Source organism: Ruegeria sp. CRTD044 (genome assembly GCF_059613485.1).
In genome coordinates, this window is sequence record NZ_JBXWSP010000019.1 from 519388 (window position 1) to 539084 (window position 19697).

A 19697-nucleotide genomic window follows, 5' to 3' on the forward strand; every position below is an offset into this window, starting at 1 on the left:
ACAGCCGCTCAGGCAGCCACTTTCTTGTTCTTTTGCATGATTTCGCGTGCCAGATGCCGGTACGCCATCGCCCCCAGAGACCCCGAGTCATATTGAAGGACCGGAAGTGCAAATGACGGCGCTTCGCTGACCCTGACATTTCTGGGTATCTTGGTTTTAAATACCATCTCTCCCAGATTGTCACGTGCATCCTTTTCGACCTGCCGGGACAAGTTGTTGCGGTTGTCATACATGGTCAACACAATACCTTCGATTCTGAGGTCTGGATTCGCGGTCTGGCGAACCTCTCGAATCGTAAGCATCAGTTGCGACAGGCCTTCCAGTGCAAAGAACTCGCTTTGCAACGGAACCAAAACCGAATGCGCCGCCACCATTGCGTTGACTGTCAGCAGATTGAGGGACGGCGGGCAGTCGATCAGAACGAAATCAAAACTGAACTTGTCGATTGCCGGTTGCCTGAGCGCGTCGTGCAGCAAGTAGCTGCGTTTTTCATTCGAGATCAGCTCAATGTCTGCCGAGCTGAGGTCAACCGTAGCCGGAACGATACTGAGGTTTTCGATTTCGGTTTCCTGCACGACGGCCTCCAAGGGTGCCTCGTCGAGGATCAAGTCATACGTGGTCCAATCACGATCCTCTACCCCAAGCCCGGTGGACGCGTTTCCCTGCGGGTCCAGATCCACGACCAGAACCTTGCATCCCGCCTCGGCCAAACCCGCCGCCAGATTGATCGCTGTCGTAGTCTTGCCAACCCCACCCTTCTGATTGGCAACTGCCATGATACGAGGTCCTGCAGGGCGCGACAGATCAACCACGTGAGACTCCTTTGATCTTCAGGATGACAGCCTGGGGGTCAGTTAAACTATTAGCTGTCTCCGTGGTAAAATTCCATTCCCGTTGTGCCGCGTCGATTTCTTTTTTCCAGGTGGCGCCTTTGGGAAACACGGCCACTCCATCTTCCTTTAAATGCCTGTCACAAAACGACAATAAGGTCGTCAGGCCCGCGAGCGCCCTTGCGGACAGGACATCAGCGCCCAAGGGATCCACAACCTCGATCCGCTTTGAAATCACCGAGCAGTTGGCCTTGGTTTCTCGAATGACGGTCCGCAAAAACGCCGATTTTCTCTGATCGCTCTCAACCAGGGTAAATTCCGTCTCGGGCGATGTTTCAGAGGCCAGTATCGCGCAGACCAGCCCGGGAAATCCGCCACCGCTGCCCAGATCGACCCATTGATTCTTTGGCTCAACCAAATGGAAGACCTGGATCGAGTCCTTTATATGTCGGGCCCAAACCTCCGGCAGGGTGCTGCGCGAAACCAAATTGATCTTCGGATTCCACTTTCGCAGAAGATTGACAAAGATTGACAGCTTTTCGAATGTTTCACGTGAAACATTCATGCCATCGGGCGAAGCGCACAAGTCGCCGTTCATGCCTTTTTTGCTCTCTGACTGCTTCTGAGTTTCGCCAGTACCAAGGTCAAAGCAGCAGGTGTAACACCCTCCACGCGGCTCGCTTGGGCAATGTTTGCTGGTCGCGCGGTTGACAGCTTCTGCTTCAACTCATTCGAAAGGCCTGTGAGCGAGGAATAGTCAAAATCCGCAGGTATGGCATGAGTTTCGTCGCGTTTCATGGCTTCGACATCTCGTTGTTGCCGAGCTATGTAGTTGGCGTATAGCGCGTCCCTTTCGATCTGCCGACGGGTGTCTTGGTCGACACCGTCCAGCTGCTGGATCAGCGGTACAAGGTCCTCGAAGCACACGTTCGGAAAAGCCAAGATTGCCATTCCGTCCCTGCGGTTACCATCCTGATTCACTTCGATGCCAGCTGCGCGAATTTCCTTGGGGGTATAAGTCCTTTCGGTTAGTACTGACTTCACAGCGCCCAGCTTTTCCATTTTTATTTCAAAAGCCAGGCGACGATGATCCGATATACACCCAATTTCCAGGCCTTGCGGCGTAAGGCGTTGATCCGCATTGTCGGCACGCAAGGACAAACGGAACTCGGCGCGCGAGGTGAACATCCGATAAGGTTCCGCCACGCCCCGTGTGGTCAGATCGTCGATCATGACACCAATATAGCTATTGGCTCGGGTAAAATGAATCGCATCTCGCCCCTGAACTTCCAACGCGGCATTCAGGCCCGCGACCAGGCCCTGAGCGGCCGCCTCCTCATATCCTGTGGTTCCATTGATCTGCCCCGCAAGATATAGTCCTGGGATCTCCGGTAAAGCCAAGGTCGCGTTCAACACACGCGGGTCCACATAGTCGTATTCAATGGCGTAGCCCGGCTGCAGGATCTCTGCAGACTCAAGGCCTTTGATGGATCGGACATACTCAACTTGTACATCCTGAGGCAACGAAGTCGAAATCCCGTTTGGATACACCGTGTGGTCATTGACCCCTTCAGGCTCCAGGAAAATCTGGTGGGAGTCCTTGTCCGCAAACCGAACGATCTTGTCTTCGATCGAAGGGCAATATCGCGGCCCCACTCCCTCGATATGCCCTCCATACATCGCGGAACGGTTAAGGTTCTTTTCGATGATTTCATGGGTTCGCGCGTTCGTGTGAGTGATGCCGCAAGATATCTGCGGCGCCACCGGTGTATTGGACAAGAATGAGAACAAGGTCGGGTCATCATCACCGTCCTGCCGTTCCAATCCGTCCCAGTCGATCGTGCGCCCATCAAGTCGAGGAGGCGTTCCTGTTTTCAGCCGCGCCATCGGCAGGTCATAGCTATCCAACCGCTCAGCCAGCCGGACAGACGGCCTGTCGCCCATACGGCCTCCGGGCCTCTGAACATCGCCGATATGGATCACACCCCGCAGAAACGTTCCCGAGGTCAGTATAACCGCTTTCGCCGGAATTTCAGATCCGTCAGACAGAACCACCCCGGCAACGCGATGGCCGTCCATTCGGAAATCTATGACTTCTCCGGTAATGACCTCGAGGTTCTTGCGCGCCATTGTTTCCTGTTGCATTGCAGCCCGGTACAGCGCGCGGTCGGCCTGAGCGCGTGGCCCCTGAACGGCCGGCCCCTTGCGGCGGTTGAGCAGGCGAAACTGGATTCCCGCCCGGTCTGCAACCCGTCCCATAACGCCGTCCAGCGCGTCGATCTCACGAACCAGGTGGCCTTTTCCAAGTCCGCCGATCGCCGGATTGCACGACATGACGCCGATGTCGGTTTCCGAAAGTGTCACCAAAGCTGTCTGCGCACCCATCCGGGCCGCGGCATGGGCCGCCTCGGCCCCTGCATGTCCCGCTCCGATAACTACGACGTCAAACTCCGAATGTTTCACGTGAAACACTCCTCATTTACCCAAACAAAAGCTGGCGAATATTTCGTCCAGCAGATTTTCCACATCTACTCGACCGACCAAAGACTCCAACGCGCGTATGGCGGTCCGCAGCTCTTCTGCTGCAATATCGTACAGGTCCGGGCCAGAATCCAAAACCCTGAGTGCTTCGGAGAGAGCGGCCGAGGATTTCAGCATTGCAACACGGTGGCGTTCCCGGGTGGCAATACCAGAACTTGCGGTTCTCTCTCGTAAAACTACCGATATGTTGTGAATCAGGCGATCGATTCCCTGACCTGTCTTCCCCGACACACCCTCGGTCCCATCTGAACGAAGGTCGGACTTCGGCAGAACCTGGATGTCGCCGGATTGCATACCGATTCCCAAAGCTTGCGGGTCCTCGGTCAGAAATACGCGAAGGTCGGCATTCTCCGCCCGCTTTCTGGCCAGAGCGATCCCAAGACCCTCTACGTGGTCCTCGGTTTCGCGCAACCCGGCCGTATCCAGCAACGTGACCGGCAAGCCTGCCAGGTCCATTCGCACCTCGATAATATCGCGGGTGGTACCAGCATATTCCGAAGTAATTGCCGCCTCCCGGCCCGCAAGCGCATTCAGCAAGGTCGACTTGCCCGCGTTCGGTGGGCCGACGATAGCCACTTCAAAGCCGGAGCGAATCCGCTCGGCAATCCTCACGCCCTTCGCCTCCCGCTCCAGATCCGCCATGACAGCGGTCACAAGCGATCGGACTTCGGGTGACACATCCGTTGGCACGTCTTCATCGGCAAAATCGATGACGGCTTCCAGCAACGAGGCCGCCCGGATCAAATCCCGCCGCCACCGTTCTGCCAGGTCGCCCAATTCGCCAGCCAGAATGGTCTGAGCCTGCTTGCGCTGTGCCTCGGTCTCTGCGTCGATCAGATCAGCCAGGCCTTCGACCTGGGCAAGGTCCATCTTCCCGTTTTCAAGAGCACGCCGGGTGAACTCGCCCGGTTCGGCCAGTCGCAGATCCGGCATTTCGGACAGGACGCGCAGAACCGCGTTGACCGAAGCCGTGCTGCCATGGATCTGCAACTCGGCCACATCTTCGCCGGTAAAGCTGGACGGACCGTGGAAGGTCAGGACCAGCCCGTCATCCAGGCGCGACCCATCAGGTGCCCGCAACTCACGCAGGCACATGCCACGCAACGGCAAATCTCCACCCGACAGAACCTTGGCCGCGTAGTGCGACTGCGGTCCTGACAGGCGGATCACAGCAACCCCTGCCTTGCCTTGCGCGCTGGCCAAGGCGAATATCGTATCCATTCGAAGGCCTCGCGTCGGTTACAAGACCGTATCAGGTATTCATCGAGTCGAAGAACTCGGAATTGGTCTTGGTCTGTTTCAGCTTGGACAACAGGAACTCAATCGCGTCGGTTGTGCCCATCGGGTTGAGGATACGGCGCAGAACGAAGGTTTTGGCCAGATCGCCCTTGTCGACCAGCAGGTCCTCTTTGCGGGTGCCGGACTTGAGGATGTCGATCGCCGGGAACACCCGCTTGTCTGCGATTTTGCGATCCAGAACGATCTCCGAGTTGCCGGTGCCCTTGAATTCTTCAAAGATCACCTCGTCCATCCGGCTGCCGGTGTCGATCAGCGCGGTGGCGATGATGGTCAGCGAACCGCCCTCTTCGATGTTGCGCGCTGCACCAAAGAATCGTTTGGGCCGCTGCAGGGCGTTTGCGTCCACACCACCGGTCAAAACTTTGCCGGAAGACGGGACCACAGTGTTGAATGCCCTACCAAGTCTTGTGATCGAGTCGAGAAGAATAACAACATCTCGTTTATGTTCGACCAGGCGCTTGGCTTTTTCGATCACCATCTCAGACACGGCCACGTGGCGGGTCGCCGGTTCATCAAAGGTCGAAGATACCACCTCGCCCTTCACCGAGCGCTGCATGTCGGTCACCTCTTCGGGGCGCTCGTCGATCAGCAGGACGATCAGGTAGCACTCCGGATGGTTGCGCTCGATCGAGTGCGCGATGTTCTGCAGGATCACCGTTTTACCGGTCCGCGGCGGCGCCACGATCAGCGACCGTTGGCCCTTGCCGATCGGCGCAACCAGGTCGATCACCCGGGCCGACTTGTCCTTGATGGTCGGGTCCTCGATCTCCATCTTCAGCCGCTCGTCCGGATACAGCGGCGTCAGGTTGTCAAAGGCGATCTTGTGTTTCGCCTTTTCCGGGTCTTCGAAGTTGATCTTGGTCACCTTCGTCAGCGCGAAATATCGCTCATTCTCTTCGGGGGCCTTGATCTCGCCCTCGACCGTGTCGCCGGTGCGCAGCGAGTGCTGGCGGATCATCTCGGGCGAGACATAGATGTCGTCCGGGCCGGGCAAATAGTTCGCCTCGGGCGAGCGCAGAAAGCCGAAGCCGTCCTGCAGCACCTCAAGCACACCGTCGCCGCCCACGGTCCAGCCCTCATCCGCGCGTTCGCGCAGGATCTGGAACATCATCTCGCCCTTGCGCATGGTCGAGGCGTTTTCGATCTCGAGCTCTTCGGCCATGGCCAGAAGGTCTTTGGGGCTTTTGGCCTTCAGATCGGCCAGATTCAGGGATTCGGTTGTCATTATGATACGGACCTTGGCCGCAAGGGTGCGGCACAGCGTTGAATTTCAAACAGGAAGATGCTCCATCCGGACGGATGGGTTGATCCCTTCATAAGGCCGGTCGCCGCCCGAGTCAAACCGGTGCGGAAATGGCCCTCAGAACTTCAGAATGACCGCCAGAACGATGATGACCATCAAAACGGTCGGAACCTCATTCATCATGCGGTACTGGCGCCCTGTGAGCGTATTGCGGCCTTCAACGAAATCCTTGCGCCGGGCCATCAGCCAGTGATGGAACCAGGTCATGCCGATCACCGCCGCGCCCTTGACCCAGGGCCAGGACCAGTCCCACCCGACGATGCCGGGAGTGAAAACCATGATGAGGCCACAGACCCAGGCTACGATCATCGCCGGCCGCATGATCACGCGCAGCAGCTTTTCTTCCATTTCAAAGAAGATCTCGGGCGCGCCGTCGACGGCCTGCGCCTTTTCGACGTGATAGACGAACAGACGCGGCAGATAAAACAAACCCGCCATCCACGAGATCACCGCCATGATGTGCAGCGATTTCACCCAAGGGTACAGCGTGAAGAGAAGATCGGTCATCGGGTTTCCCGGCACTGGTCGGACCCTCCCTAATAAAAAAAATAGAAAAGAGAAAGGATGATGGTTTTGTAGGGTGGGCAAAATCCGTGGATTATTGTTTTGTCCGCCAGTTTTCCCCAGGTGGATGAATAAATTCCAAAACTGGGTGATTCTGGTGATTTCATTTTTTACATAATAAAAACAAACGGTTAAATTACACATCGCGGATCTGTCTTGGGGATAACTTAATGGACATCTTTTGATGAACAGGAAGTCCCAAGATCCCGAGTTATCCTTGTCCCGACCGGACAGTCTTTGAGCGACTCAGGGAAGTTTCAGGCCGAAATCGCAGGCTTGCGTGTCAACCGGAAAACCATACAAACCGTTCAAGACCAATGATCCACTTGCCCACGGGGTTTTCCACATGACTGTCCCCATCGTTCTTGCCTCGGGGTCCAAGATCCGCGCGCAGCTGCTGCGGAACGCCGGGGTGCCGTTTTCCGTCCAGGTCGCCCGCGTGGACGAGGATACCGCCAAACGCGCGCTTGTGGCCGAGGGCGCGCCGCCCCGTGACATCGCCGATGCTCTGGCCGAGCTCAAGGCGCGCAAGATCAGTGACAAGACGCCCGGCGCGATGGTTCTGGGCTGTGACCAGGTTCTGGATTTCGATGGACGTCTGCTGTCCAAGCCCAAAACGCCGGAAGACGCGCTGGCACAGTTGAAAGCTATGCGCGGCAAGCGCCAAATGCTGCTGTCGGCAGCGGTGATCTATCAGAACGGCGAACCGGTCTGGCGCCATGTCGGTCAGGTGCGGTTGCGGATGCGCGCCAGTTCGGATGCCTATCTGAAGGGCTATGTCGCGCGCAACTGGGACAGCATTCGCCATGCGGTCGGGGCCTACAAGCTGGAAGAAGAGGGTGTGCGCCTGTTCAGCAGCATTGACGGCGACTATTTTAACGTCTTGGGTATGCCCCTGCTGGAGCTGCTCAATTTTCTTGCGGTCCGAGGGGTGATCGAACAATGACCGACAAACGCATTCCACTGGCCGGAGTCATCGGACACCCGATTGCCCATTCCCGATCGCCTGCCCTGCATGGCTATTGGCTGAAGACCTATGGTTTGCCGGGCCATTATGTGCCGATGGATGTTGCGCCTGCCGATCTTGAAACGGTCCTGCGCTGCTTGCCCAAGGCCGGGTTCGTGGGGGCCAATGTTACTGTTCCGCACAAAGAGGCCGCGTTGCGCCTGGCCGATCATGTGTCGGACCGCGCCTCGGTGGTCGGGGCGGCGAACACGCTGGTGTTCCGGTCCGATGGCTCGATTCACGCAGACAATACCGACGGGTACGGGTTCATGCAGAACCTGCGCGCGGGCGCGCCGGATTGGGTGCCGCAGGATGGCCCGGCGGTGGTATTCGGCGCGGGCGGTGCTGCGCGGGCGGTGCTGCAGGCGCTGGCCGAGGCCGGCGTGCCCGAAATCCTGCTTACCAACCGCACGCGGTCGCGCGCCGATCACCTGAAAGAGGAATTCGGCCAGCGCATCACCGTGGTCGACTGGGTCCAGGCCGGAAACGTGATCGAAAACGCCGAACTGGTGGTGAACACCACGTCGCTGGGTATGCAGGGTCAGCCCGAGCTGCGCGTCCCGCTGGACGGGTTGCAGCCGGGAACGGTGGTGACTGATCTGGTCTACACGCCGTTGAAGACCCGCCTTCTGGAACAGGCCGAGGCTGCGGGCTGTACCGTCGTCGATGGGCTGGGCATGTTGCTGCATCAGGCGGTGCCCGGGTTCGAGCGGTGGTTCGGCTTGCGCCCCGAGGTTACGGAAGAAACCCGCGCAGCGGTTCTGGGATGAGCTTTGCGCTGGGTCTGACCGGGTCGATCGGCATGGGCAAAAGCACCACCGCCGACCTGTTCGCGCAGGAAGGCTGCGCCGTGTGGGATGCCGACGCCGCGGTGCATCGGCTGTACGCGGCCGGCGGCGCGGCGGTCGCGCCGATCCGCGCGGCATTTCCCGAGGCCATCGAGAATGGCGCTGTCAGCCGTGATGTCCTGAAACGGATCATCGGTGCCGATCCGACCGCGTTGAAACGGATCGAAGTCATCGTGCACCCGCTGGTGGCCCAGGATCGCGAGGCGTTTCGACAGGCGGCCAAGTCGGACATCCTTGTCTTTGACATCCCATTGCTTTTCGAAGCCGGCGGCGACGCGCAGATGGATGCGGTGGCCTGCGTTTCGATCCCCCCGGACGAGCAGAAGCGCCGTGTCATGGCACGGGGCACGATGACCGAGGCGCAGTTCGAGCAGATCCGCGCCAAGCAGATGCCGAATGACGAAAAATGCGCGCGGGCGGATTTCGTGATCGTCACCGACACTCTGGACCATGCCCGCGCACAGGTGCAGGATGTGGTCAGGCAGATCAGGGCAGGACTGACAGATGCGTGAAATCGTACTGGATACGGAAACCACCGGATTCGATCCCGAAAGCGGCGACCGGATCGTCGAGATCGGGGCTATCGAGCTGTGGAACCACGTCGCCACGGGCGAGACCTATCACGTCTACATCAACCCCGAACGCTCGATGCCGGCCGAGGCCTTCGGCGTGCACGGCATCGGCCCTGACCTGCTGGAGCCGCCGCAACCTCCCGAACCGGGCCAGATCACCCTGAAGGACAAACCCGTCTTTGCGAAGGTCGGGCAGGCCTTCCGCGATTTCGTGGGGGATGCGCGGCTGGTGATCCACAACGCCTCATTTGACATGAAATTCCTCAATGCCGAGTTGGGATGGATGGGCCTGCCCCCGATTCCGATGGAGCAGGCGCTGGACACGCTGGCGATCGCGCGCAAGCGGTTTCCCGGCTCGCCCGCCTCGCTGGATGCGCTGTGCCGACGGTTCAATATCGACAACTCGAACCGGGTTCTGCACGGTGCGTTGCTCGACTCGGAAATCCTGGCAGAAGTCTATCTGGAGCTGATCGGCGGACGCCAACCTGATTTCGGCCTGTCCTCGGCGTCTGCCGAAAGCTCAACCGGTGGCGACATCTGGCGCCCCGGTCCACGGCCCAACCCACTGCAGCCCCGGATTACCGAGGATGAGCGTGCTGCGCATGATGCATTTGTCGAAAAGCTGGGCGAAAACGCCCTGTGGTCCCGCACCTGACCAGGGTCAGATGCGGGTTGCCTGATTACGTCTCGGTCTTGTCGGACGCCTCGGCCTGACGGCGCATCAACTCGTTGCGGTACAGACCGACGAAATCGATGTTGTCCAGGTTGACCGGCGGGTAGCCACCGTCGCGGGTGATGTCGCTGACGATGCGGCGCAGGTAAGGGAACAGCATCCGCGGGCATTCGATCATCAGGAATGGGTGCAACTGATCATTCGGAACGCCTTCCACGTGGAACAGGCCGCAATAATCGATCTCGCACAGGAACAGGATGTCCTCCAGACCCTTGGCCTTGGACTTGAGGTTCAGCTTGATCGACACCTCGTATTGGTGGTCGGCCGAGCGCTTTTTCGCATCCAGGTTCACCTGGACCGAGATCTCGGGCTGCACGTCGCCCGAGACGCCTTTTTGCGCCATCACGTTTTCAAAGGACATGTCCCGGATGAACTGTCCCAGAATGCGCATCTGGATTTGGGGGGCTGCCTGGGGCTCGGTTGTGCCGGCGGCGGTTTCTTCGGTCATGGATCCGCTCCAAAATTTAAATTCGCCACTGCTTATCAAGTTGGGCCGGGCACCTCAATGCTGGTGCGGCCCTTCCACCCATTTCGACGGTTGCGCGGGTTTTGTGCGCACTTCCGAATACTCTCCATCTATGATGTCATCCCCACCGAACGGATCGCGCGCCGCCCCGTATTGCGGGCCGGGACCCATCTGGAACTGGGTAATCGTGACCCGTGACTTGAGATACCGAAAAACCGCGGCCCGCACCCCGGGAACCAACAGCGCAAAGCCGATTGCGTCGGTGAAGAACCCGGGCGTCATCAGCAGAACGCCCGACAGCAGGATCATTGCACCATTGGCCAGCGGTTCGGTCGGGTCGTCCAGTTCGGAAAAGGCGCGCTGCAGCTGACCCATCGCCATGCGACCTTGTGTCCGCACCATCGCGGTACCCAGAACGGCGGTCAAAACCACGATTGCCAGCGTCGGCCACAGGCCGATCAGACCGCCGACCTGGATAAAAAGGGCGATTTCGATGATCGGCACCAATAAAAATGCCAAGAACAGATACATATGCGCTATCCTTTCCCATAGGCCGGGCTGTGGACTTGCCACCAACTGTCACCTACATAGTGGCACGAGGCCGCGTGTACAAAGTCTCGGTGCTGAAAAGAGGACGAAATGAACTCACCCCTGATCCAGCTTCTGGTGCTGGCTGGCATAGCCATCTTCCTGATCCTGCGTCTCAGAAGCGTGCTGGGCACGCGCGAAGGCTTTGAAAAACCACCGGTGCCGAAGCAACCCGACACCGGGAAGTCGCGTCGTGATTTCGAAGTGATTGACGGCGGTCCGGATCGTGACATTACCGACCATGTCCCCGAAGACAGCGAATTGGCGCAGACGCTGGCTGCGATGAAGCGTGTCGAGCCGAGCTTTTCGGTCAGCGAGTTTCTGCAGGGCGCCCGCGGCGCCTATGAGCTGATCGTCATGGGGTTCGAGCGGGGCAACCTGGATGAAATCCAGCCCTTCCTGTCCGAGGAAGTGTTCGAAACCTTCGTCTCGGTTGTCGCCGATCGCGAGGACAAGGGCCTGACGATCGAGGCCGAATTCATCGGTGTCCGTGAGATGGGGCTGGTGGATGCCCAATTCGACAAGGATTCCAACCGCGCCGAGATCACTGTGCGGTTCGTCGGCGAGCTGACGTCGGTCGTGCGTGACCGGGGCGGTGACATCATCGAAGGCAGCCCCAACACGATCAAGCGCCAAAAGGACAGCTGGACTTTCGCCCGCGTCATGGGCGCGGATGATCCGAACTGGCTGCTTGTCGCCACGGACGCATGATCGGAACGCTCCGGTCGCTGATGCTGGTGGCGGTTCTGACCGCCGCCAACGCCGCCGGAGCCGAGGCGACGCGATCCATCCTGTCATTTGCTGACCTTGACGGCTGGGCCGAGGATGACCACGGCGCGGCCTTGTCCGTTTTTCTGGACACGTGCGGGGATCTGGACGATCCGGACTGGCGTTCGTTGTGTGCAGCCGCAGGGACATACGAGCCCGATGCCGCGCGCGCCTTTTTCGAATTGTTCTTCCGGCCCATCCTGATCGAGGACGAAAAGGCCCCGCTGTTCACCGGATATTTTGAACCGGAATTGAACGGCTCGCGGACGCGGACTGAAACCTACAGATACCCGGTCTACAAGATGCCGCCCGAGGCGCGGGAGGCCGGGCAATGGCTCAGCCGGCGCGAACTGCTGACCAGCGACGTGATGAAAGGCCGGGGCTTGGAAATCGCCTGGGTCGATGACCCGGTCGAGTTGTTTTTTCTACAGATTCAAGGCTCGGGGCGCATCCGTTTGCCGGATGGCAGTTCCGTGCGTGTTGGATATGGCGGGGCCAACGGCCACCCCTATCGGTCGGTTGGGGTTGAACTGGTCCGGCGCGGTATTCTGGGTGCGCATGATGTGAGCGCCCGGATGATCCAGTCGTGGGTGCGCAAGAACCCCGAGATTGGGGCCGAGCTTTTGATGCACAACCCGTCCTACGTATTTTTCCGCGAGGTTTCGCGGGTGGCTGCAGACCGCGGTCCTTTGGGCGCAATGAACCGGTCGATCACCGCAATGCGCAGCATCGCCGTTGACCCGGCCTATACCCCGTTGGGCGCGCCAGTCTGGGTCGAAAAAGACGGCAGGACTCCGCTGCGGCGCTTGATGATCGCACAGGACACCGGCTCGGCAATCAAAGGCGCACAACGGGCCGACATCTTTTTCGGAACCGGGGACGCCGCGGGACAGGCGGCGGGCCAGCTCAAGGATCCCGGTCGCATGATCGTTCTGCTGCCGATCCAGCGCGCCTATGCCATGCTGCCGGATGAGTTCTGATGACCCGCCGCAAGCTGACCGAAGACGAGATCGAATTGTGGCACAAGGTGACCCGGCAGACCGAGCGGCTGCACCCGGAGATTCCTCAGTCCGTGCACCCATCGACCTTGCCGAAACCCAAGCCGAGAAAAACCCCCAAAGCGCGGATAGACGCCTTTGAACTGGGTCAGAACGCACCTGCAAACGGGCGCGGCCACAGCTTGAAGCCCGCAATCGGCGACAGCCTGCGCGCCGCACCCGTACAGATGGACAGCAAGGCCTTTGCGCGGATGAAACGCGGCAAGCTGAAGCCCGAAGGCATGCTGGACCTGCACGGAATGCGGGTCGATACGGCCCATCCTGCTCTGATCCGGTTCATCCTGTCGGCGCAGGCATCGGGAAAACGACTGGTTCTGGTGGTCACCGGCAAAGGCAAGGACAGAGACGAACCCGGCCCGATCCCGACGCCCCGCGGCGTGCTGCGCAACCAGGTGCCTCAGTGGCTGCATTTGCCGCCGCTGGCCCAAGCGGTTCTTCAGGTCAGTCCCGCCCATATCAGCCATGGCGGTGATGGGGCTTACTACGTGTATCTGAGGCGGGTCCGCTAAAGCAGCCGCCGGGCCCTGTAAATACCGATCCAGACTATGCCGCACGTGGCTACGAAGAACCAGGCGATCCACAGGAACTGCGTGCTGAGTGGCACGCCCAGATCGATCAGCCCGCCAGTCAGGCCGGGCCCGACAGCAGACCCCAGCACCATGACGGCGGCAGCCATCGCCTTGATCGCCCCGATGTGACGGGTGCCGTAGAACTCGGCCCAGAACGCGGCGGGCAGCGTACTGTTGGCGCCGACCGAAATGGCAAGACAGGACAAACCGATTACGGCGCCGGGGATTGTCTGGACAAACGCAAACAGGGCAAACCCGGCAGCCATCGGAATCTGATAGAACGGCATCATCCGCGCCGTGCCCCATCTGTCCAACGCCCAGCCCGAGGCGAACATCGCCAAGATCGACACCCCGGTATAGACCGGAAACAACGCAACCAGTTGGATGTGGGCCCAGCCCTTGGTCTGCGCCAGATGGACCTGGTGAAAGAAGAACGCGGTAATGAATGCCGAAGGCCCCATGAGCGCCGGCATCATGAACCAGAAAAGCGGGTTCAATAGCGTTTCGCGCCGGGTCCAGTGCCGCCCAAGCATCCCGGTCGCGCTGGTTTCCCGGGCTAGGCTTTGCGGTGTCCGTTCCTGACGCAGCATTCGCATCAACGCGGGTATTCCCAACAACGCGATGGCGGCGGAGAGCGCCCAAAGAAAATGCCAGTCGACAAAGGCCATGGCGGCGACGAACAGCACGGGCAGCAAGGCTTCGCCGACGGCAAATCCCAGCGTTGCGATGGAGAGCGCCCTGCCCCGCGTGGCCGTGAACCACCGGGCCATCGCAACCATGGCAATGTGGCTGCACATGCCCTGGCCGAACAGACGCAGCAGAAAGATCACCACGGGCAACAGGATCACCCAGTGATTGACCGCCATCGCCAGCGCGGCACACGCAAGCCCAAGCAGGACAGCCGGGCCCAGAACTCGGACACGATAGATATCGGTCAGCCCTCCGGCCCAGATCATGACGATCGCAGAAACAGTCGTGCCCAACGAATAAAGACCGCCCCATGCGCCGTGGCTGAGGCCGAACTCGGCCCGGATCTGTCCGGCGAAGATCGAAATGAAAAAGGTCTGCCCGAAACTGGACATGAAGGTCAGCAAGACCCCCGCGCCCAACCACGGAGCATTGTCCGCAAGGAAAAGGCGGACCCCACGCCCCATCACGGGGTGCTGACCCGCACCTGCCCGGTTTCGGTCAGAACAACCTCGGTCGCGCCGGCATCGTTTCGCACGGCCGGCGGCACCAGAAGATCAATGCCACCCTGATCCCGGCCAAAGGTCCTGCTGACCCGGCCCGCCGCGTTGAGAATCGACAGAAGTGCCGGAGATGTGGCGGCCACGAAATGCGAGGATTCGGCATCCTTGTTGAAGGCCGTGGTGTCGATGATGCTGACCGGGTACTGCGCCAGCTTCTCAGTCGAGCTGATGTTGCCCAGCCGCTCGCCCTTGGCGGTTCCGCGCAGGCGTCCGGACACGTTCAAGATCTTGTCTTTCCGCGAGACCATGATCACGAATGGCTCGGGCGGAGATTTGATCACCGCCATCTGCGACCGGAACACGTCAACGTCGAGATCGGGCGAGATCAGCAACACACCTTCCAGATTGCGCCGGGACCAGCCCGGCTCGCGCAGCTCGGCCTGACGCATCATCTCCATGGTCAGCGCGCCCCCCATCGAGTGCGCAACGATCAGCACGCGCGGGACGCCCAGGGATTTCAGCGTAGAGATGGTTTGTTGCAGACCGTCGCGGGCAAACAGCATGCTGTCCAGATCATAGGCATAGCCCGATCCGGACCCTCGGCTGGGCCAGGAATAGACCAACGTCTTGCCAGGCAGGCCGATGTCGTGAGCCAACTGAGCCGCGCGAAAAACGGTTTCGGTCTGGGTGGCGTTGTAGCCATGAACAAAAATCGTAACTTCCTTGGCGCCGTTCAGCCGTGCTTTCAGATCCTGCTCGGACGGAAATTCTCGCACACCGGCCAAAACGAATTGCCGGCTCGGGGTCGGGTCCGAATAGGAAAACTCAAGCGTCCCGGGGCGGTGGTTCGGCGGGATCGAGACGGTGGTTTCGAGGAATTGCAGGCGGTCAGCGCGACGATACCCGTAAGAGCCATCGGCCTCGCGTGCGCGGGTGGTCGCCGCGAACACGGTCTGCGCCGTGCCGACGTCCAACGCTTCGGGCAAGGTGACCGAGATGGATCGGTCAACGCAGCCTCCCAAAACGGAAACCGTGACGAAAATGATCAGATAGCGCAGCACGGAACGATCCCAGACCAACAGTTACGTGCTACGCATAGCGTAACCTGCCGACGCGTCCAGATAATTGCGCAGGACCAACCGGCAAAAACCGGCTGATCATGTTACAGAACGTAACGGCTCAGGTCCGTGGATTTGGTCAGCTCACCAAGGTTTTCATCCACAAAGGCCGCGTTGACCACGATTTCCGCGCCGGCACGGTCAGGCGCGACAAAGGATAGATCTTCGAAAACGCGCTCCATCACGGTGTACAGGCGACGGGCGCCGATATTCTCGACGCTCTGGTTCACCTCGGCAGCGATCCGGGCCAGCGCGGCGATCCCGTCCTCGGTAAAGCTGACGGTGACGTTTTCGGTGCCCATCAAAGCCGTATACTGGCGGGTCAGCGCGTTGTCCGTCTCGGTCAGGATGCGCACGAAATCCTCTTCGGTCAGCGCGCGCAGCTCGACCCGGATCGGCAGACGCCCCTGCAGTTCGGGCAACAGGTCCGAGGGCTTGGCGATATGGAACGCGCCGCTGGCGATGAACAGAATGTGGTCGGTCTTGACCGGGCCGTGTTTGGTGGACACGGTCGTGCCTTCGATCAGGGGCAGTAGGTCGCGCTGCACGCCTTCGCGGCTGACATCCCCGCCGCGGGTTTCTGCCCGGGCGCAGACCTTGTCGATCTCGTCCAGAAATACGATGCCATTCTGCTCGACCGATTCCAGTGCCGCGCGGGTGACGGCCTCGTCATCCAGCAACTTGTCGGCCTCTTCCCCGATCAGGATGTCATAGCTTTCGGCAACGCTCATGCGGCGCTTGACGGTGCGCCCGCCGAATGCCTTGCCGAAAATGTCGCCTAGGTTCATCATGCCCATCTGTCCACCCGGCTGGCCGGGAATGTCGAACATCGGCACCGGGTTGGACGTATCGGCCAATTCAAGCTCGATCACCGTGTCATCTAGCTCTCCGGATTTCAGCTTCTTGCGGAACATCTCGCGGGTGCTCTCGCGGGCGTCCGAGCCGGCGATGGCCTCGATCACACGGTCCTCGGCAGCTTGATGCGCCTTGGCTTTGACCTCTTCGCGCATGTATTCACGGGTCTGGATGATCGCGGCATCGGCCAGATCGCGGATGATCTGTTCGACATCGCGGCCGACATAGCCGACCTCGGTGAATTTGGTCGCTTCGACCTTGATGAAAGGCGCGCGGGCCAGCTTGGCCAGGCGGCGGCTGATCTCGGTTTTGCCCACGCCGGTGGGCCCGATCATCAGGATATTCTTGGGATAGACCTCGTCGCGGATGTCATCCGCCAACTGCTTGCGCCGCCAGCGGTTGCGCAGGGCCACGGCGACAGCGCGCTTGGCATCCTTCTGCCCGATGATGAAACGATCCAGTTCCGAGACGATCTCGCGCGGGGTCAGGTCGGTCACAGGGCAGTCCTTTCGATGGTCGGCAGTCAGCTGCGGCTTAGGTAAGCACGGGGTCGGCAAAAACAACCGAGACCGCACATTTGGCCGCGTTGGTTAACAATGACCCGGCGCCAATGCAATTCTTTCCTGACCTCCATGTTGGGAGATTTCGGTGTGCTCTGATAGGGTTGGCGGAATGTGCGCGGGACCCGGAGAGTGAAATGACCAAGATTGCCAAGATAACCCTGCTGTTCGTGGTGTTCGTGGACCTGATCGGCCAAGGGCTGGTTTTTCCGATCATCAACTCGCTGATCATGGAGACGAAATCGGGCTTTCTGCCGGAAAGCACGTCAATGGGCAGCCGTCACTTCTACTACGGTCTGGTGATCGGGTGTTTCTTCCTGTCCTGGTTTCTGGGCGTCGTCTATGTCTCGAAGGTCTCGGATTCCATCGGGCGCAAGAATGCACTTCTGGTCTGTCTGGGCGGCGCGCTGGCTGGCTATGCGATCACGATTGCGGCGCTGTATCTCAATAGCCTGATCCTGTTGATCGTGGGCCGGTCGATCACCGGGTTCACGGCCGGAAACCAACCCATCGCGCAGGCTGCCATGATCGACGGCAGCACGGATGCGGCCGATCGTGACCGGAACATGGGTTATATCGTGACAGGGGTCAGCTTTGGCCTGGTTGGCGGCCCGATCATCGGAGCGGTCCTGTCGGATGCGACGCTTTTGGGCAGCGTTGCCACGCTCAAGACCCCATTCTACGGCGCGTTTGTCCTGGTGCTCATCGCGATCCTGCTGGTGCTGTTCTTCTTCAAGGATACCCGAACCGAACGCGAACCCTTCGTCTTTCGCCCCCGCGACGTAACCGACAGCCTGGTCGCCGTGCGCGGCCACCCCATGGTTCTGAAGATCCTGCCCGTCTACGCGTTCTTCATGATCGCGAACGTCACCTTCTACGTGTTTGTGGACAATTTCCTGACCAGCGCCTTTGGTTATGGCGTGATCGGTGGCAGCATGGCGATGGTCGTCATCGGTGTTGCGCTGGCCTTCTCAAGTACGTTTCTCGTGAAACCCGCGCAGGAACGGTTCAGCAAGCACAACATCATCTATGTTTCGCTGGTCGTCATGGTGATCTGCGGCTTTGCCTTTGCCTTCAGCCCCAGCGGCGTGCTCAGCTATGTGCCGGTGTTCCTGTTCTATTTCCTGTTCGGCGTGGCCTACCCGACCCTTCTGGGCCTGTTTTCCTCGTCGGTCAGCGAGGCGGATCAGGGCTGGGTCATGGGCGTGACCACGGCTGTGTTCTGCCTAGCGGGTGGAATCATGTCGCTGATCGGCGGCGGGTTGATGAGCATCGATATCCGCCTGCCCTACTACATCGTGATCGCCTCGGCCATTCTGGGGCTGATCGGGATGCACCGCCGGTGGAAGGGCAAGGAGATTTCGGCCCTGCTGGCCTGACTCCTAGCCCGAAATGCTCTCAACCGTCAGGTTGCCGTTGGTGTAGACACAGATATCCGCGGCAATTGCCATGGCCTCGCGGGCAACCTCCTCGGCCGACTTGTCGCTGTCCATCATCGCCCGCGCGGCTGCCAGGGCAAAGTTGCCACCCGACCCGATCGCCGCCACGTCATGTTCCGGCTCGAGCACGTCCCCGGCCCCGGTGATCACGAACAGGTCGCGGCCGTCGGTGACGATCAGCATCGCCTCAAGCTTTTGCAGGTACTTGTCGGTGCGCCAGTCCTTGGCCAGTTCGACCGAGGCGCGGGCCAGTTGGCCGGGCGTGGCCTCCAGCTTGGCTTCCAGCCGTTCCAGCAGCGTGAAGGCATCGGCGGTCGATCCGGCGAACCCGGCGACGATCTCGAACCCGCCGGGCGACAGGCGCCGCACCTTGCGGGCGGTGCCCTTGATCACGGTCTGGCCCAGGCTGACCTGCCCGTCACCCGCGATGACGATCTGGCCGCCTTTCTTGACGCCGATGATCGTGGTGCCGTGCCAACCGGGAAAGTCGTTCTCCGCCATTCAAGCCTCCGTATCCGTTGATGCCCTATATGGGCCGGGGGCGCGATCCGCGCAACCCGTTCTCAAACTGCCTAAAAGATATGCAATCTGTGCATCACGGGGTTGTCGGACCAGCAATTGTGAGTCGCCTGTCGCAAGACTAGATGAGGCTTACAACCGACACAGGGTCGGCTGTTTCAAAAAAGGAATGCGCAAATGGCAACCACCGCAAATATCCATGCGCCGCTCGGAGCAGCTACCATCCTGCGTGTAGTGGACGGCATCTCGCACGCTTTCGAAGCTGTCGCCGAATGGAACACCGCCCGCAAGACCCGCAAGCTGCTGTCGCAACTGAGCGATGCCCAGCTGGAAGATATCGGTCTGGTCCGCGAAGATATCGCCAAGATCTGAATTCAGACCGAATTCGACTAAAGACGAATGGCCGCTTGGATTTCCGGGCGGCTTTTTCTTTTTGCGCAGACCATGCACAAAAAAAGGCGCCCGATGAGGAGCGCCTTCTTTTGTTGAGTTCCGTTCGGTATCAGATGGATTCGTCGATCCAGCTTTGCAGGGCGGCCTTCGGGGCAGCGCCTGCGCGGTTCGAAACCACCTGACCGTCCTTGAAGATGAACAGCGCGGGAATACCACGTACACCCATGGCTGCGGCCGAGTTGGGGTTGCTGTCCACGTCGACCTTGGCGATCTTGACCTTGCCGCCATATTCGGCCGCCAGCTCTTCCAGAGCGGGTCCGATCTGCTTGCAGGGTCCGCACCACTCGGCCCAGAAATCCACCACGACGGGGACGTCCGAGTTCTTGACTTCGGCGTCAAAGGTTTCGTCGGTTACGGCTACGGTCGACATATTCTGTCTCCTGAATGACATGCGGTTGGGAGTCGAACGTAGGTGCGC

The 19697-nt window shown here is 59.9% G+C and carries 22 protein-coding genes; 9 read left to right on the forward strand and 13 right to left on the reverse strand.

Translation table 11 applies throughout. From position 1 onward, the window contains the following. Positions 1–8 precede the first annotated feature (8 nt). The 6 genes from AC2FNL_RS18820 to AC2FNL_RS18845 form a co-directional block, all read right to left on the reverse strand. Positions 9–812, reverse strand: a complete 804-nt coding sequence (locus AC2FNL_RS18820; RefSeq protein ID WP_093963896.1) for a ParA family protein — start codon at positions 810–812, stop codon at positions 9–11. After that, positions 805–1428, reverse strand: coding sequence for a 16S rRNA (guanine(527)-N(7))-methyltransferase RsmG (gene rsmG / locus AC2FNL_RS18825; protein ID WP_496834663.1), 624 nt, complete (start codon positions 1426–1428; stop codon positions 805–807). Before rsmG ends, AC2FNL_RS18820 begins: the two co-directional genes overlap by 8 nt. Beyond that, positions 1425–3293 (reverse strand): tRNA uridine-5-carboxymethylaminomethyl(34) synthesis enzyme MnmG, encoded by a 1869-nt coding sequence (gene mnmG / locus AC2FNL_RS18830; RefSeq protein WP_496834664.1) that lies wholly within the window; start codon positions 3291–3293, stop codon positions 1425–1427. The genes rsmG and mnmG overlap by 4 nt, the downstream gene beginning before the upstream one ends. Positions 3294–3305: 12 nt before the next feature. After that, positions 3306–4592, reverse strand: coding sequence for a tRNA uridine-5-carboxymethylaminomethyl(34) synthesis GTPase MnmE (gene mnmE, locus AC2FNL_RS18835; protein WP_496834665.1), 1287 nt, complete (start codon positions 4590–4592; stop codon positions 3306–3308). 31 nt (positions 4593–4623) lie between these two features. Beyond that, positions 4624–5895 carry a transcription termination factor Rho gene (rho, locus tag AC2FNL_RS18840; protein ID WP_093963893.1) on the reverse strand — a complete coding sequence of 424 codons (1272 nt, stop codon included), beginning with the start codon at positions 5893–5895 and terminating at the stop codon, positions 4624–4626. A gap of 135 nt (positions 5896–6030) precedes the next feature. Continuing rightward, entirely contained in the window at positions 6031–6480 is a 450-nt protein-coding gene (locus AC2FNL_RS18845; RefSeq protein ID WP_170342619.1) for a CopD family protein, read from the reverse strand. A gap of 403 nt (positions 6481–6883) precedes the next feature. Here AC2FNL_RS18845 and AC2FNL_RS18850 point away from each other — a divergent pair, with 403 nt between their 5' ends. The 4 genes from AC2FNL_RS18850 to dnaQ are packed head-to-tail and all read left to right on the forward strand — an operon-like array spanning position 6884 to position 9618. After that, the gene (locus tag AC2FNL_RS18850) at positions 6884–7483 is read left to right on the forward strand and encodes a Maf family protein (protein WP_496834666.1); all 600 of its coding nucleotides are present in this window, start codon (positions 6884–6886) and stop codon (positions 7481–7483) included. Beyond that, complete coding sequence (locus AC2FNL_RS18855; protein WP_170433534.1) at positions 7480–8313, forward strand: shikimate dehydrogenase; 834 nt, start codon at positions 7480–7482, stop codon at positions 8311–8313. The genes AC2FNL_RS18850 and AC2FNL_RS18855 overlap by 4 nt, the downstream gene beginning before the upstream one ends. Further along, a complete protein-coding gene (coaE, locus tag AC2FNL_RS18860; protein ID WP_170456987.1) occupies positions 8310–8903 on the forward strand; it encodes a dephospho-CoA kinase in 594 nt (197 codons plus the stop codon). Before AC2FNL_RS18855 ends, coaE begins: the two co-directional genes overlap by 4 nt. After that, positions 8896–9618: a DNA polymerase III subunit epsilon gene (dnaQ, locus tag AC2FNL_RS18865; RefSeq protein ID WP_170419737.1), complete on the forward strand. Its 723-nt coding sequence runs from the start codon at positions 8896–8898 to the stop codon at positions 9616–9618. Before coaE ends, dnaQ begins: the two co-directional genes overlap by 8 nt. A 25-nt stretch (positions 9619–9643) precedes the next feature. On the opposite strand, the gene secB is transcribed toward dnaQ, so the two are convergent. Together secB and AC2FNL_RS18875 are read right to left on the reverse strand one after the other, a co-directional pair. Further along, a complete protein-coding gene (gene secB, locus AC2FNL_RS18870; RefSeq protein ID WP_496834667.1) occupies positions 9644–10144 on the reverse strand; it encodes a protein-export chaperone SecB in 501 nt (166 codons plus the stop codon). A 54-nt stretch (positions 10145–10198) separates the two neighbouring features. Beyond that, the gene (locus tag AC2FNL_RS18875) at positions 10199–10693 is read right to left on the reverse strand and encodes an FxsA family protein (protein WP_170340668.1); all 495 of its coding nucleotides are present in this window, start codon (positions 10691–10693) and stop codon (positions 10199–10201) included. 108 nt (positions 10694–10801) lie between these two features. Here AC2FNL_RS18875 and AC2FNL_RS18880 point away from each other — a divergent pair, with 108 nt between their 5' ends. Genes AC2FNL_RS18880 through AC2FNL_RS18890 form a run of 3 tightly spaced genes read left to right on the forward strand, consistent with a single transcriptional unit; the run spans position 10802 to position 13085 of the window. Beyond that, on the forward strand, positions 10802–11461 hold the full coding sequence (locus tag AC2FNL_RS18880) for a Tim44/TimA family putative adaptor protein (RefSeq protein ID WP_093963885.1): 660 nt from the start codon (positions 10802–10804) through the stop codon (positions 11459–11461). Beyond that, the gene (gene mltA, locus AC2FNL_RS18885) at positions 11458–12498 is read left to right on the forward strand and encodes a murein transglycosylase A (RefSeq protein ID WP_496834668.1); all 1041 of its coding nucleotides are present in this window, start codon (positions 11458–11460) and stop codon (positions 12496–12498) included. Before AC2FNL_RS18880 ends, mltA begins: the two co-directional genes overlap by 4 nt. Then, on the forward strand, positions 12498–13085 hold the full coding sequence (locus AC2FNL_RS18890) for a Smr/MutS family protein (RefSeq protein ID WP_496834669.1): 588 nt from the start codon (positions 12498–12500) through the stop codon (positions 13083–13085). Before mltA ends, AC2FNL_RS18890 begins: the two co-directional genes overlap by 1 nt. Here AC2FNL_RS18890 and AC2FNL_RS18895 read toward each other — a convergent pair. From AC2FNL_RS18895 to hslU, 3 genes are all read right to left on the reverse strand, one after another. Next, positions 13082–14227 carry an MFS transporter gene (locus tag AC2FNL_RS18895; RefSeq protein WP_496834670.1) on the reverse strand — a complete coding sequence of 382 codons (1146 nt, stop codon included), beginning with the start codon at positions 14225–14227 and terminating at the stop codon, positions 13082–13084. The genes AC2FNL_RS18890 and AC2FNL_RS18895 overlap by 4 nt on opposite strands. Positions 14228–14298: 71 nt before the next feature. Further along, positions 14299–15396: an alpha/beta hydrolase gene (locus tag AC2FNL_RS18900; protein WP_496834671.1), complete on the reverse strand. Its 1098-nt coding sequence runs from the start codon at positions 15394–15396 to the stop codon at positions 14299–14301. Positions 15397–15497: 101 nt separating this feature from the next. Then, positions 15498–16805, reverse strand: coding sequence for an ATP-dependent protease ATPase subunit HslU (gene hslU / locus AC2FNL_RS18905; protein WP_170588118.1), 1308 nt, complete (start codon positions 16803–16805; stop codon positions 15498–15500). 200 nt (positions 16806–17005) lie between these two features. Here hslU and AC2FNL_RS18910 point away from each other — a divergent pair, with 200 nt between their 5' ends. Beyond that, positions 17006–18247: an MFS transporter gene (locus tag AC2FNL_RS18910; protein WP_496834672.1), complete on the forward strand. Its 1242-nt coding sequence runs from the start codon at positions 17006–17008 to the stop codon at positions 18245–18247. 3 nt (positions 18248–18250) lie between these two features. Here the strand turns inward: AC2FNL_RS18910 and hslV are convergent, their stop codons facing one another. Beyond that, positions 18251–18808, reverse strand: coding sequence for an ATP-dependent protease subunit HslV (hslV, locus tag AC2FNL_RS18915; protein WP_093963878.1), 558 nt, complete (start codon positions 18806–18808; stop codon positions 18251–18253). Positions 18809–19003: 195 nt separating this feature from the next. Between hslV and AC2FNL_RS18920 the strand changes: the two genes are divergently transcribed. Continuing rightward, positions 19004–19198, forward strand: coding sequence for a DUF1127 domain-containing protein (locus AC2FNL_RS18920; protein WP_093963877.1), 195 nt, complete (start codon positions 19004–19006; stop codon positions 19196–19198). Between the two features lie 130 nt (positions 19199–19328). Here the strand turns inward: AC2FNL_RS18920 and trxA are convergent, their stop codons facing one another. Further along, positions 19329–19649, reverse strand: coding sequence for a thioredoxin (gene trxA / locus AC2FNL_RS18925; protein WP_093963876.1), 321 nt, complete (start codon positions 19647–19649; stop codon positions 19329–19331). Positions 19650–19697 lie beyond the last annotated feature (48 nt).